The following is a 13,394-nucleotide window of genomic DNA, read 5'->3' as shown; positions in this document are numbered from 1 at the left end:
ACCTTTTCTTTTTCCGGCCACAGGCCTGAGGAATTTCCATGGACACCAAACTGCTCGATATCCTTGCTTGCCCGATCACCAAGGGCCCGCTCAAGCTCAGTGCTGACAAGACCGAGCTGATCAGCAAGGGCGCCGGTCTTGCCTACCCGATTCGCGACGGTATCCCGGTCATGCTGGAGAGCGAAGCGCGCACCCTGACCGACGAAGAGCGCCTGGAAAAATGAGTCAAGCGTTCACGGTTGTGATTCCGGCCCGTTTGCGTTCCACCCGGCTGCCGGGCAAACCGCTGCTGCTGATTGCCGGCAAGCCGATGATCCAGCATGTCTGGGAGCAGGCGCGCAAGAGCAGCGCGGCACGGGTGGTCGTGGCCACCGATGATGCCGAGATCTTCAAGGCCTGTGAGGCCTTTGGCGCTGAAGTGCTGATGACCCGTGAGGATCATGACTCGGGTACCGACCGTCTGGCCGAAGTGGCGACCCAGTTGGGCCTGCCTGCCGACGCGATCGTGGTCAACGTGCAGGGCGACGAGCCCCTGATTCCGCCCGTGATCATCGATCAGGTGGCGGCTAACCTGGCCGCTCACCCGGAGGCCGGTATCGCTACCCTGGCCGAACCGATTACCGAGGTCGAGGCCTTGTTCAATCCGAATGCGGTCAAGGTAGTCAGTGATTGCAACGGTCTGGCCCTGACCTTCAGTCGTGCCCCGTTGCCATTTGCCCGTGATGCCTTTGCGCAGAGTCGCGATCAGCTTCCGCCGGGTGTGCCGTATCGCCGACACATTGGCATGTATGCCTACCGTGCCGGTTTCCTGCAGGACTTCGTCGGCTGGGGGGCGTGCTGGTTGGAGAAAACCGAGTCGCTTGAGCAGTTGCGGGCGCTCTGGAACGGTGTGCGTATCCATGTGGCCGATGCCCTGGAGGCCCCGCCGGTAGGGGTTGATACCCCTGAAGATCTCGAGCGCGTGCGGCGCTTGCTGGAGGCTTGATGCGGGTTCTTTTTGTCTGCCTGGGCAACATCTGCCGCTCGCCGACCGCTGAGGGTGTTTTGCGCCATCAGTTGAAGGAGGCGGGCCTGGCTGAGGTGATCGAGGTGGCATCGGCCGGAACTGGTGACTGGCATGTCGGCAACCCTCCAGACAGCCGTACCCGGCGTGCGGCTCAGTTGCGTGGCTATGATCTGTCCCAGCAGCGTGCGCAGCAGGTCAGTGTCGCCGACTTCGAGCGTTACGACCTGATCCTGGCGATGGATAACAGTAATCTGGGGCACTTGCAGGCGATGCGCCCAGCGCAGGCCAAGGCAGAGCTGGACCTGTTTCTGCGGCGCTTCGAGGGGGCTGTCGATGAAGTGCCAGACCCTTACTACGGTGGCGAGCAGGGCTTTGAGCAGGTGCTCGACCTGATCGAGAGCGCCTGTCGGGGGCTGGTTATCGAGTTGAAGGGGCGTTTATGAGCGTACAGGTGCTATCAGGTGTTTCGCTCAAGTCTTACAACACCTTCGGTATTGATGTGCGTGCAGCGCATTTTGCCGAAGCGCACACCGATGCGGAGGTGCGTGAGGTATTGGCCCATGCGGCTGCGCAGCAGTGGCCGGTGCTGGTGATTGGTGGCGGCAGCAATCTGTTGCTCACGGCCAATATCGACGCGTTGGTACTGCGCATGGCCAGCAAGGGGGTGCGGATTCTCGCCGATGACGGGCAGCGGGTCATCGTGGAGGCCGAGGCTGGTGAGCCTTGGCATGCGTTTGTCCAATGGACCCTGGCGCAGGGGCTGTCGGGGCTTGAAAACCTCAGCCTTATTCCGGGTACGGTCGGTGCTGCGCCGATGCAGAACATCGGTGCTTACGGCGTAGAGATCAAGGATGTATTTGTCGGGCTGACTGCGTTAGATCGTCAGACTGGTGAACTGCATGAGTTTGCCCTTGAAGACTGTGCATTTGCCTACCGTGACAGCCTGTTCAAGCGTAATCCCGGGCGTTGGTTGATCCTGCGTGTGCGCTTTGCGCTGAGCCGGGTCATGCACTTGCATCTGGACTATGGGCCAGTGCGTCAGCGCTTGAGCGAGCAGGGTATCGAACAGCCAACGGCGCAGAATGTCAGCGATGCGATTTGCAGCATTCGCCGGGAAAAACTGCCGGACCCTGCTGAATTGGGCAATGCGGGAAGTTTCTTCAAGAACCCAGTGGTGTCTGCTGCGTTGGCTGAGCATATTCGTCAGGCTCATCCAGGGCTTGTGGCATACCCTCAGGCAGATGGTCGGGTGAAGTTGGCGGCGGGCTGGTTGATCGAACTGGCCGGCTGGAAAGGCTATCGTGATGGCGATGCTGGAGTTCACCGACTTCAGGCATTGGTGCTGGTCAATTACGGCCAGGCCAGTGGCGCACAGCTTCATCGGCTGGCACAGAAGATCCAGGTCGATATCCTTGAGCGTTTTGGTGTCGAACTGGAGATGGAGCCTAATCTGTACTGAGTGTGGCGCAGCCGCCGTGTGCGGTGTCGCGGTGAGTCCGAGTTGAGTTTCAAGCCAATAAAAAAGCCCCGCCAGCGTTAGCTGGCGGGGCTTTTTTTCAGCCGTTGGAATCAGGCGAGCGGTTTAGGCTCTTCTGTGGTTTCCAGGGCCTTTGGGCTTTGCTCGGTCACTTCTTCTGCCGTTACGACAGCTTCGGTGGACGGTTGCTCGGCTTGTGCGGGGGCTTCTACTGGTGCCTCGACGGCGGCAGCAGGTACCTCTGCGGCTTTAGCGGCTGCCGCGGCTGCAGCAGCTTCAGCTTCGCGCTTGCGACGACGCACTTCGCGTGGGTCGTTTGGTGCGCGGCCACTGCTTGCTTGCGGCAGGGCAGGTGCTTCGGCGGCGACTACCGGCTCGGCAGCGGGTGCTTCAACCACAACCGGAGCAGGTGCTTCGACTGCAGGCTCGGCTTCCTTGGCAGCAGCGATCGGGGCCTCGACCACAACTTCAGCTGGGGCTGGGGTGACTTCCACCACCGGAGCCGCGCCGGGTTCAACGGCTTCGACAGGTGCCGCAGGCTGTTCGGCGGCAGGGGCAATGTCGACCACGGCAGCTTCAACTACTGCAGCTTCAACTACCGTAGGTGCGGCTTCTACCGGTGCTGCTTCGACTGCAGGTGCAGCCTCTGCGACGACCTCGGTAGCGGCTACACGTGCTTCGACAGCAGCGGTAGCGTTTTCAGCTTGCTGGTTGGCCTGTGCTTCGGCTTCAGCGCTGATGGTTGCGCCTGCAGCAACGACAACGCCCGCCGCCTGTTCGGCACTCGACTCTTCAGCCGCTTCTTCGCTGCCTTCAACGACGTTGCCATTGGCATCACGTTGACGTTCACGACGGTTGCTACGGCGACGCTGACCGCGAGAGCGGCGACGTGGGCGCTCGCCATCGGCGCCTTCGGCTTCTTCTTGCAGCAGCTCTTCGTTTGGCAGTTGCTCTTCGGTCGCTTCGGCAGCAACCTCGGCAGGACGTGGCTGACGCTCTTCACGTGGTGGGCGCGGTTGGCGCTCTTCGCGTGGTGCACGTTCTTCGCGTGGTGCACGCTCTTCACGTGGCGCGCGTTCTTCACGCGGTGCACGCTCTTCGCGTGGAGCGCGTTCTTCGCGGGCTACGCGTTCTTCACGAGGGGCGCGCTCAGGACGCTCTTCGCGTACGGCCGGTGCGGCGGCAGCAGCCGGTGCAGTGGCATCCAGGGGCTCGCGCAGTTCACGAACGCGTTCGTCACGGCGACGCTCTTCACGCGGTGGGCGTGGTTGGCGCTCTTCGCGCGGCGGGCGTGGTGCGCGTTCTTCGCGGGCCGGGGTTTCTTCACGGGCTTCGCGCGGCTGACGCTCTTCGCGTGGGGCACGCTCGGCGCGTTCTTCACGTGGCTTGCGCTCTTCGTCGCGACGACCGTTGCGGCTGCGGCTCTGCTGACGACCGCTACGGCGCTCTTCGTTGCGCTGTGGGCGTTCGGCGGCCGGCTTCTCGGTGACAACCGGTGCGGCGGCAGGCGTTTCCTTGCTGGCGAACAGGCTGACCAGCGACTTGACCAGGCCTTTGAACAGGCTTGGCTCTGGCGCAACGTGCACAGGGGCGGCAGGCTGTTCTGGTGCGGCAGGTACCGGTGCATTGGCGCGGGCCGGTGCAGTCTTGACCGCAGCTTCCTGGCGAACCAGGGTGCGAGTCGCGGCAACTGGCTGGACTTCTTCGGTCTCGGTGGCGGCGATTTCGTAGCTGGACTGGCCGCTCAGCGCTTCTGGATTGTCATCGCGCAGGCGCTGCACTTCGAAGTGCGGGGTTTCAAGGTGATCATTTGGCAGGATCACGATGCGTGCACGGGTACGCAGTTCGATTTTGGTGATCGAGTTGCGTTTTTCGTTGAGCAGGAACGCTGCGACCGGAATCGGCACTTGGGCGCGCACTTCAGCAGTGCGGTCCTTCAGGGCTTCTTCTTCGATCAGGCGCAGGATGGCCAGCGACAGGGATTCGACGTCACGGATGATGCCGGTGCCGCTGCAGCGTGGGCAGACGATGCCGCTGCTCTCGCCCAGAGATGGGCGCAGGCGTTGGCGGGACATTTCCAGCAGGCCGAAACGCGAGATGCGGCCAACCTGAACGCGTGCGCGGTCGGCTTCCAGGCATTCACGTACCTTCTCTTCGACTGCGCGCTGGTTTTTCGCCGGCGTCATGTCGATGAAGTCGATGACGATCAGGCCACCAATGTCGCGCAGGCGCAGTTGGCGAGCGATTTCTTCGGCTGCTTCCAGGTTGGTCTGCAGCGCGGTCTCCTCGATGTCGCTACCTTTGGTGGCGCGCGCCGAGTTGATGTCGATGGAGACCAGGGCTTCGGTTGGATCGATGACGATCGAGCCGCCCGACGGCAGTTCGACCACGCGCTGGAAGGCGGTTTCGATCTGGCTTTCGATCTGGAAACGATTGAACAGCGGGACGCTGTCTTCGTAGAGCTTGATCTTGCTGGCGTACTGCGGCATCACCTGACGGATGAAGGTCAGGGCTTCTTCCTGGGCGTCGATGCTGTCGATCAGTACTTCGCCGATGTCCTGGCGCAGGTAGTCGCGGATGGCACGAATGATGACATTGCTTTCCTGGTAGATCAGGAAAGGAGCCGCGCGGTCCAGGGAGGCTTCCTTGATTGCAGTCCAGAGCTGCAGCAGGTAGTCCAGGTCCCATTGCATCTCTTCGCTGCTGCGGCCCAGGCCGGCAGTGCGAACGATCAGGCCCATGTCGGCAGGGGCGACCAGGCCATTGAGGGCTTCGCGCAGTTCGTTGCGCTCTTCGCCTTCGATGCGGCGCGAGATGCCACCGGCACGCGGGTTGTTCGGCATCAGTACCAGGTAGCGGCCAGCCAGGCTGATGAAGGTGGTCAGGGCGGCGCCCTTGTTGCCACGCTCTTCTTTCTCGACCTGGACGATGACTTCCTGGCCTTCGCTCAATACTTCCTTGATGTTGACGCGGCCTTCTGGGGCCTTCTTGAAGTATTCGCGGGAAATTTCTTTCAGTGGCAGGAAGCCATGGCGCTCAGAACCGAAGTCGACAAATGCGGCTTCGAGGCTGGGTTCGATCCGGGTAATCCGGCCTTTATAGATGTTGGCTTTCTTCTGCTCGCGAGCGCCGGACTCGATATCCAGGTCGTAGAGACGTTGGCCGTCCACCAGAGCAACACGCAACTCTTCGGGTTGAGTTGCGTTAATCAGCATTCTTTTCATGTAGTACCGTCGGTTTCCGGGCTGCCGGAAACGGCGTTCGGCACACACGACTTCTCACGGTCGGTGTCAGGGTGCGTCAGGGGTGGCGGGCCACTCCCGTGTCTAGCGAGATTCGGCCTGACTGGAATCCAGTGCTGCCGAAGTCGCGACGACGCGTCCTGCTAGCTGTGGTGTCAAATGCACTCAGTCAGGAGGAGGAATCAGCCTTCGGCCATGGACGCCACGGGGGCATCTTGATCAAGAACGGGTCTGGACGAGTGGGCCCGTAGAGGCCTGTCGACCGGACGCATTACTACACGGTCCGACGGTTGTGCATCTCCACCCTACACGTATCCCTGATAATTCGGGTGCTGCCGCGCGCTGAATCCGCAACGGGTTGCATTTATCGCCGGCTCCGTACGGGAGCCCGCGCATTTATGGCTAAGGCTTGTATTTCCGAAGCGTTCGCCATAACTGCGCGGAAGCGATTGCACTGACGGAGTGGCATCGAAAAAAACGTGAAGGGAGGGTAATGCACCGCTCTTTTTGTTTTTTATCGGTCTTCTCTCGTCTGCGCTGGTGGCTATTCCAGGCATTTTGTAAACTGGCAAACACCCCGTCGGACGGCCTCGCGTCCTCAAGAATTGCGTAGGTCAGGGCCGGCTCAAAGCCATTGGTCCGCTGGCCAGCCGCTTTTGGCGGCGTTCGCGACTATAGCAGCAATCATTAAGTGCTTCAAATCCATAAAAAATTGTTATGATGCGCAAATGACGACCAATACCCCTCCGACCCCCGGCGTTCAGCTGATTGAGGTCGCGCCGGAACTTGCCGGCCAACGTATCGACAATTTTCTTATCACTGCACTCAAGGGCGTTCCCAAGACCTTGATTTACCGCATTTTGCGTAAAGGCGAAGTGCGGGTTAACAAGGGGCGGATCAAGCCTGAGTACAAATTGCAGGCGGGCGATGTGGTGCGCGTGCCGCCCGTTCGTCTGCCCGAGCGCGACGAGCCGGCGCCGGTTGCCCAGGGTTTGCTGCAGCGCCTGGAAGCGGCCATTGTCTACGAAGACAAGGCACTGATCGTGCTGAACAAGCCTGCCGGGATCGCCGTGCATGGTGGCAGCGGCCTGAGCTTCGGTGTCATTGAAGCCTTCCGTCAGTTGCGCCCCGATGCCAAGGAGCTGGAGCTGGTCCACCGCCTCGATCGGGATACCTCTGGCCTGCTGATGATCGCCAAGAAGCGCAGCATGCTGCGCCACCTGCACGCGGCCTTGCGCGGTGACGGCGTAGACAAGCGCTACATGGCGCTGGTGCGCGGTCATTGGGCGACGGCCAAGAAGCAGGTCAGCGCGCCGTTGCTCAAGAGCAACCTGCGCTCCGGTGAGCGGATGGTCGAGGTGAACCCTGAAGGCAAGGAGGCGTTGACGCTGTTCCGTGTTCTGCGCCGTTTCGGTGAGTTCGCCACGATGGTCGAGGCGCGTCCGGTGACGGGGCGTACTCACCAGATCCGGGTGCATGCCTTGCATGCCGGGCATTGCATTGCCGGCGACAGCAAGTATGGCGATGAAGACTTCACTCGCGAGATCCGTGAGCTGGGTGGCAAGCGCTTGTTCCTGCATGCCTATGCCTTGAATGTGCCGATGCCTGATGGCGGCGTGCTCAAGCTTGAGGCGCCGGTGGATGACATGTGGTCCAAGACTGTGGAGCGTCTGAGTGCGTCGTGAGTACGACCTGCTGATCTTCGATTGGGACGGCACACTGGCCGACTCGATCGGGCGTATTGTCGAGGCGATGCACCTGGCGGCAGATCGTGGCGGCCACCCGCGCAGCGAAGTCGAGGCGGTCAAGGGTATTATTGGTCTGGCCTTGCCTGAGGCAATCAGCACGCTGTATCCGCAGCTTGATGCGTCGGCGGTGGCGGCGTTCCGGCAGCACTATGCTGACGTTTACATGGCGCTGGATGAGCAGCCATCGCCGTTGTACGACGGGGTTGTCGAGGCGCTTGAGGCGTTTCGCGCGGATGGCTATCGGCTGGCGGTTGCGACCGGAAAGGCGCGTCGCGGCCTTGATCGGGTGCTCCAGGCCAATGGCTGGGAGCATTTCTTCGATATCACCCGTGCCGCTGACGAGACCCGGGGCAAGCCCCATCCCTTGATGTTGGAAGAGATTCTCGCGCATTGTGGTGTCGAGCCTGCGCGTGCGCTGATGGTCGGGGATTCGGCGTTTGACCTGTTGATGGCGCGCAATGCAGGTGTGCATTCGGTTGCGGTCGGTCATGGTGCGATGTCGCTGGAGGTGTTGCGCGCCTATGAGCCTCGGCTGTCCATCGATCATTTTTCTCAGTTGCAGGATTGGCTGGGCCTTGCTGGCGCGCCGGTCGGCTGTGACGGTATCCCAGGGTAGGTGAGCATGGCTGATGAATGGAAAGCGCCCAGCGCTGAAAAGAATGAAGAGCAGAAAAGCTGGCAGTTGCTTGAAAAAACGCTGCTGGCCGGCGTGCAGGAGCAGCGGCGCGCCAGGCGCTGGGGCATCTTTTTCAAGCTGTTGACCTTCGCTTATCTGTTTGGCGCCCTGATGCTGTTCACGCCGTTGATGGATGTCGAGAAGGCGGCGGCTCGTGGCTCCAGTCATACCGCGCTGATCGAAGTGCGTGGCATGATCGCTGATCAGGAGCCTGCCAGTGCCGACAACATAGTCGGTAGCTTGCGTGCGGCGTTTGAAGATCCCAAGACCAAGGGTGTGATCCTGCGCATTAACAGCCCGGGCGGCAGCCCGGTGCAGTCTGGGTACATTTATGACGAGATTCTTCGTCTGCGTGCGCAGTACCCGGCGATCAAGGTGTACGCCGTCATCAGTGACCTGGGGGCGTCTGGTGCCTATTACATCGCCAGTGCGGCTGATCAGATTTATGCCGACAAGGCCAGCCTGGTAGGGTCGATTGGTGTGACTGCTGCAGGTTATGGCTTTGTCGGAACCATGGAGAAGCTGGGTGTTGAGCGCCGTACCTACACGGCCGGCGAGCACAAGGCATTCCTGGATCCGTTCCAGCCGCAGAAGCCTGAAGAAACCAGGTTCTGGCAGGGTGTGCTGGAGACCACTCATCGGCAGTTCATTGCCAGCGTCAAGCAGGGGCGAGGTGAGCGACTCAAGGATAAAGAGCATCCAGAGTTGTTCAGCGGCCTGATCTGGTCGGGCGAGCAGGCGGTGAAGTTGGGGCTGGTGGACGGCCTTGGCAGTGCCAGTTATGTCGCGCGCGATGTGATCGGCGAGAAAAACCTGGTGGACTTTACGATTGAAGAGTCGCCGTTTGATCGCTTCTCCAAGCGCCTGGGGGCCAGTGTTGCCGAGCATTTGGCAATGTGGATGGGTTTTCAGGGGCCGACGCTGCGCTGATCGTGTCGCGGTGTTGCGTGTTTAGGCAGAAGCCGACCTGAGGGTCGGCTTTTTTGCGCCTCAAGGAATGGTGACGCCTTCCTTGAGCAGCATGTCCACCAGGCGAATCAGCGGCAGGCCCACCAGGCTGGTTGCGTCGACGCCGTGGGTGCTTTGAAACAGGCTGACGCCCAGGCCTTCGGCCTTGAAGCTGCCGGCGCAGTCATAGGGTTGTTCGGTGCGCAGGTAGCGCTCGATGCGTGGCAGATCCAGTTCGCGCATGTTGACCGTGAAAGGCACGCAGTCAACCTGAGCGTGGCCAGTGCTGCTGTTGAGCAGGGCAAGCCCGGTGAGGAAGGTGACATGATTGCCGCTGGCTGCCAGCAGCTGTTCGCAGGCCTTGTCGAAAGTGTGCGGCTTGCCGAGAATCTGCTCGCCCAGTACCGCGACCTGGTCGGAACCGATGATCAGGTGGTTGGCGTGGGTGGTGGCCAGCGCTTCGGCTTTTTCCAGTGCCAGGCGCTTCACCAGCTCTACGGCGGGCTCTTCATCCAGGCGTCGCTCGTCAATGTCCGGGGCGGCCCAGTTGAAGGGGAGTTGCAGGCGCGCCAGCAATTCGCGCCGGTAGGGTGAGCTTGAAGCCAGTAATAAAGGCAGCATGATGAACTCCTGAGCGGGTTCGCCAATTCTAACATGAGCCATGGGGCCTAATTTCCTTTGACAGGGGCGGGGGGCATCCCTAGAATGCTGCGCCTATGTTGAATGACCCGATTCCACCTCACGTTGACCCGCGCAAATTGGCAGATCGTGGCGTTTCCCTTGAAGGGAAAGTGCTGCTGGCCGATTTGGAGAGACTCTGCGACCCGCTTTCCGACAATGTCGGTATGGTGCAGGCGAAATTCGATTTTGAGCGAGACGAGCAGAAGACAGTGGTTATACACACTGACCTCAACGTCGAAGTCAAAATGGTTTGCCAGCGTTGTCTTGAGCTGGTTACCCTGCCGATCCATAGCGAATGTACTTACGCTGTGGTGAAGGAGGGTTCGAATACCCAGTCGTTACCGAAAGGTTATGACGTGCTGGAACTGGGCGAAGATCCATTGGATCTGCAGGCATTGATCGAGGAGGAGCTTTTGCTCGCCTTGCCCATTGTGCCTGCTCATCATCCGGAAGAATGCCAGCAGCCGGCGGGCGCCGATGAGCCCGAGCCGAGCGAGGACGAGGTAACGCGGTCCAACCCGTTCAGTGTATTGGCGCAGTTAAAGCGTGACCCAAACGTTTAGGAGTTAATCAATTATGGCTGTTCAGCAGAACAAAAAATCCCGCTCTGCCCGTGACATGCGCCGTTCGCACGACGCCCTCGAGGCCAGCGCTCTGTCCGTAGAAAAAACCACCGGTGAAGTTCACCTGCGCCACCACGTATCGCCAGAAGGCGTATACCGTGGTCGTAAAGTGATCGACAAGGGCGCTGACGAGTAATCCTTGTCCGCTCAGATCATCGCGATCGACGCAATGGGCGGGGACTTCGGTCCCCGCAGCATTGTTCAGGCGAGCATTGCTTGCCTTTCGGCTACCCCCTCGCTGCACCTGACCCTCGTTGGTCAACCCTCCCTCCTTGAAGATTTGATCGCTGGCCAGTCGGCAGCAGATCGCTCGCGTCTGCAGATTGTTGCGGCCAGTGAAGTGATCGGCATGGATGAGCGGCCTTCGCAGGCGTTGCGTGGCAAGCCGGATTCGTCCATGCGCGTCGCCCTTGAATTATTGCGTGATGGCAAGGTTCAGGCCTGCGTGAGTGCTGGCAATACCGGTGCGCTGATGGCGCTGTCGCGTTATGTGCTGAAAACGCTGCCAGGTGTTGATCGCCCGGCGATGGTGGCAGCCATTCCTACGCAGGCAGGCTACTGTCAGTTGCTTGATTTGGGGGCCAATGTCGATTGCAGTGCCGAGCACCTCTATCAGTTTGCAGTGATGGGCTCGGTGGCGGCTCAGGCGCTGGGTGTCTATCGTCCGCGCGTGGCGCTGCTCAACATAGGCACTGAAGACATCAAGGGTAATCAGCAGGTCAAGCTGGCTGCCAGCCTGTTGCAGAATGCCAAGGGCTTGAACTACATCGGCTTCGTCGAGGGTGATGGCTTGTACCGTGGTGAGGCTGATGTCGTGGTCTGCGACGGTTTTGTCGGCAATATCCTGCTCAAATCCAGTGAAGGCCTGGCAACCATGATCGGTGCGCGTATTCAGGCGCTGTTCCGTGAGGGGGTGTTTGCTCGCGTGGCAGGTGCCATGGCCATGCCATTGCTCAAGCGCTTGCAGGCCGATCTTGCGCCAGCGCGACACAATGGTGCGAGCTTTCTGGGGTTGCAGGGTATTGTTATCAAAAGCCATGGTTCTGCGGGCGTTCAGGGGTTTCAGAGTGCTATTCAGCGTGCACTGATCGAAATCCAGGAAGATCTGCCGCAGCGCTTGCATGGGCGTCTTGAGGATCTGTTGCTTTAGGCATATCGGCAAGGAAGTGGTTAAATGTGACCGCTTGGTTCTCGTTACCATCCAATTTTCAGTTTCTTGCGATCAGTCCTGCGACTGTTCGCTCAATTTTCGACGACAAGATCATTAGGGGCTTGTTCAATGTCTGCATCCCTCGCATTCGTCTTTCCGGGTCAAGGTTCGCAGTCCCTCGGCATGCTGGCCGAGCTGGGCGCCCAGTACCCACTGGTCATCGATACCTTCCGCGAGGCCTCCGAGGCTCTGGGTTATGATCTCTGGGCACTGACCCAGCAGGGCCCGGAAGAGCAACTCAATCAAACTGACAAAACTCAGCCGGCTATCCTGACCGCTTCGATCGCCCTGTGGCGCCTGTGGTTGGCGGAGGGTGGTGCTCGCCCTGCGTTCGTCGCCGGTCACAGCCTGGGCGAATACAGCGCCCTGGTGGCCGCGGGTAGCTTGTCCCTCGGCGATGCCGTGAAACTGGTCGAGCGTCGCGGTCAGCTGATGCAGGAGGCCGTACCGGCCGGGCAGGGCGCCATGGCTGCGGTCTTGGGCCTGGATGATGCGGATGTCATCGCTGTGTGCGCTGAAGCGGCACAGGGTGACGTCGTCAGCGCGGTCAACTTCAACTCGCCTGGCCAGGTCGTCATCGCCGGTTCGAAGGCCGCTGTCGAGCGCGCAATCGAAGGGTGCAAGGCGCGTGGCGCCAAGCGTGCCTTGCCATTGCCGGTCAGCGTGCCGTCGCACTGTGAACTGATGCGTCCGGCTGCTGAGCGGTTCGCTGAATCGGTTGCTGCCATCGATTGGCAGGCGCCACAGATTCCGGTCGTGCAGAACGTCAACGCGACGGTCTCTGCTGACCTGGACACGCTCAAGCGCGACTTGCTGGAGCAGTTGTTCAAGCCAGTGCGCTGGGTTGAATGCGTTCAGTACCTCGCAGCACAAGGCGCTACCTCGCTGGTCGAGTGCGGCCCAGGCAAGGTCCTGGCCGGTTTGAACAAGCGCTGCGCCGACGGTGTGACCACCTATAACCTCAATACCCCAGACGCTGTCGCCGCCACCCGTGCGGCGCTGGCCTGAAATTAGGAGAAGCTTGCATGAGCCTGCAAGGTAAAGTTGCACTGGTGACTGGTGCCAGCCGTGGCATTGGCCAGGCCATCGCCCTGGAGTTGGGTCGCCTGGGCGCTACGGTCATCGGTACGGCAACCTCGGCTGCTGGTGCCGAGCGCATCGCTGCGACCCTCAAGGAGCACGGTATCGCGGGTACCGGCCTTGAGCTGAACGTCACCAGTGATGAGTCGGTTACCGCCACCCTGGCCGCGATTCAGGAGCAGTTCGGTGCGCCGACGATCCTGGTCAACAACGCCGGTATCACCCGCGACAACCTGATGCTGCGGATGAAGGATGACGAGTGGTTCGATGTTATCGATACCAACCTCAACAGCCTGTACCGTTTGTCCAAGGGTGTGCTGCGCGGCATGACCAAGGCACGCTGGGGTCGTATCATCAGCATCGGTTCGGTAGTCGGTGCCATGGGTAACGTCGGTCAGGTCAACTATGCAGCTGCCAAAGCTGGCCTGGAAGGCTTCAGCCGTGCGCTGGCGCGTGAAGTGGGCTCCCGTGCGATCACCGTCAACTCGGTGGCGCCTGGTTTCATCGACACTGACATGACGCGCGAGCTGCCAGAAGCGCAGCGCGAAGCCCTGCAGACCCAGATTCCTCTGGGGCGTCTGGGACAAGCCGAGGAAATCGCCAAAGTCGTGGCTTTCCTGGCGTCCGAGGGTGCAGGTTATGTCACCGGTGCAACCATTCCGGTCAACGGCGGGATGTACATGTAAGGCAAATGTGACGGATT

14 protein-coding genes are annotated in these 13,394 nt (G+C 60.7%); 12 read left to right on the top strand and 2 right to left on the bottom strand.

Annotated features, from left to right (window positions below; all coding sequences use genetic code 11):
• The first annotated feature begins 38 nt into the window (after nucleotides 1–38).
• Genes UIA24_RS17865 through murB form a run of 4 tightly spaced genes read left to right on the top strand, consistent with a single transcriptional unit; the run spans nucleotide 39 to nucleotide 2,465 of the window.
• The gene (locus UIA24_RS17865) at nucleotides 39–224 is read left to right on the top strand and encodes a Trm112 family protein (protein ID WP_065761464.1); all 186 of its coding nucleotides are present in this window, start codon (nucleotides 39–41) and stop codon (nucleotides 222–224) included.
• Nucleotides 221–985 (top strand): 3-deoxy-manno-octulosonate cytidylyltransferase, encoded by a 765-nt coding sequence (gene kdsB, locus UIA24_RS17860; RefSeq protein ID WP_065761463.1) that lies wholly within the window; start codon nucleotides 221–223, stop codon nucleotides 983–985. Before UIA24_RS17865 ends, kdsB begins: the two co-directional genes overlap by 4 nt.
• Nucleotides 985–1,449 carry a low molecular weight protein-tyrosine-phosphatase gene (locus UIA24_RS17855; protein ID WP_065761462.1) on the top strand — a complete coding sequence of 155 codons (465 nt, stop codon included), beginning with the start codon at nucleotides 985–987 and terminating at the stop codon, nucleotides 1,447–1,449. Before kdsB ends, UIA24_RS17855 begins: the two co-directional genes overlap by 1 nt.
• On the top strand, nucleotides 1,446–2,465 hold the full coding sequence (gene murB, locus UIA24_RS17850; RefSeq protein ID WP_330523464.1) for a UDP-N-acetylmuramate dehydrogenase: 1,020 nt from the start codon (nucleotides 1,446–1,448) through the stop codon (nucleotides 2,463–2,465). The genes UIA24_RS17855 and murB overlap by 4 nt, the downstream gene beginning before the upstream one ends.
• Before the next feature lie 110 nt (nucleotides 2,466–2,575).
• Here murB and rne read toward each other — a convergent pair whose 3' ends face one another.
• Nucleotides 2,576–5,707 (bottom strand): ribonuclease E, encoded by a 3,132-nt coding sequence (gene rne, locus UIA24_RS17845; protein WP_330523463.1) that lies wholly within the window; start codon nucleotides 5,705–5,707, stop codon nucleotides 2,576–2,578.
• A gap of 746 nt (nucleotides 5,708–6,453) precedes the next feature.
• Between rne and rluC the strand changes: the two genes are divergently transcribed.
• From rluC to UIA24_RS17830, 3 genes are read left to right on the top strand one after another with little or no spacing between them, the layout of a single operon-like run.
• Nucleotides 6,454–7,410, top strand: coding sequence for a 23S rRNA pseudouridine(955/2504/2580) synthase RluC (gene rluC, locus UIA24_RS17840; protein ID WP_065761306.1), 957 nt, complete (start codon nucleotides 6,454–6,456; stop codon nucleotides 7,408–7,410).
• Nucleotides 7,400–8,089, top strand: coding sequence for an HAD family hydrolase (locus tag UIA24_RS17835; protein WP_330523462.1), 690 nt, complete (start codon nucleotides 7,400–7,402; stop codon nucleotides 8,087–8,089). The genes rluC and UIA24_RS17835 overlap by 11 nt, the downstream gene beginning before the upstream one ends.
• A 6-nt stretch (nucleotides 8,090–8,095) precedes the next feature.
• Nucleotides 8,096–9,079, top strand: coding sequence for a S49 family peptidase (locus UIA24_RS17830; RefSeq protein ID WP_102053577.1), 984 nt, complete (start codon nucleotides 8,096–8,098; stop codon nucleotides 9,077–9,079).
• 60 nt (nucleotides 9,080–9,139) lie between these two features.
• On the opposite strand, the gene UIA24_RS17825 is transcribed toward UIA24_RS17830, so the two are convergent.
• Complete coding sequence (locus UIA24_RS17825; protein WP_065761309.1) at nucleotides 9,140–9,718, bottom strand: Maf family protein; 579 nt, start codon at nucleotides 9,716–9,718, stop codon at nucleotides 9,140–9,142.
• Nucleotides 9,719–9,813: 95 nt separating this feature from the next.
• Here UIA24_RS17825 and UIA24_RS17820 point away from each other — a divergent pair, with 95 nt between their 5' ends.
• The 5 genes from UIA24_RS17820 to fabG all read left to right on the top strand — a co-directional run bounded on the left by UIA24_RS17820 (nucleotide 9,814) and on the right by fabG (nucleotide 13,377).
• A complete protein-coding gene (locus tag UIA24_RS17820; protein ID WP_065761310.1) occupies nucleotides 9,814–10,341 on the top strand; it encodes a YceD family protein in 528 nt (175 codons plus the stop codon).
• Between the two features lie 13 nt (nucleotides 10,342–10,354).
• Nucleotides 10,355–10,537, top strand: coding sequence for a 50S ribosomal protein L32 (gene rpmF / locus UIA24_RS17815; protein WP_010447173.1), 183 nt, complete (start codon nucleotides 10,355–10,357; stop codon nucleotides 10,535–10,537).
• A 3-nt stretch (nucleotides 10,538–10,540) separates the two neighbouring features.
• The gene (gene plsX / locus UIA24_RS17810; RefSeq protein ID WP_083199879.1) at nucleotides 10,541–11,551 is read left to right on the top strand and encodes a phosphate acyltransferase PlsX; all 1,011 of its coding nucleotides are present in this window, start codon (nucleotides 10,541–10,543) and stop codon (nucleotides 11,549–11,551) included.
• A gap of 129 nt (nucleotides 11,552–11,680) precedes the next feature.
• Complete coding sequence (gene fabD, locus UIA24_RS17805) at nucleotides 11,681–12,619, top strand: ACP S-malonyltransferase (protein ID WP_065761311.1); 939 nt, start codon at nucleotides 11,681–11,683, stop codon at nucleotides 12,617–12,619.
• Between the two features lie 17 nt (nucleotides 12,620–12,636).
• Complete coding sequence (fabG, locus tag UIA24_RS17800) at nucleotides 12,637–13,377, top strand: 3-oxoacyl-ACP reductase FabG (protein ID WP_065761312.1); 741 nt, start codon at nucleotides 12,637–12,639, stop codon at nucleotides 13,375–13,377.
• The last annotated feature ends 17 nt before the right edge of the window (nucleotides 13,378–13,394 follow it).

This window comes from Pseudomonas sp. AL 58 (assembly GCF_036348395.1).
Lineage (GTDB): Bacteria > Pseudomonadota > Gammaproteobacteria > Pseudomonadales > Pseudomonadaceae > Aquipseudomonas > Aquipseudomonas defluvii.
This window is presented reverse-complemented; position numbering and strand designations above follow the sequence as displayed.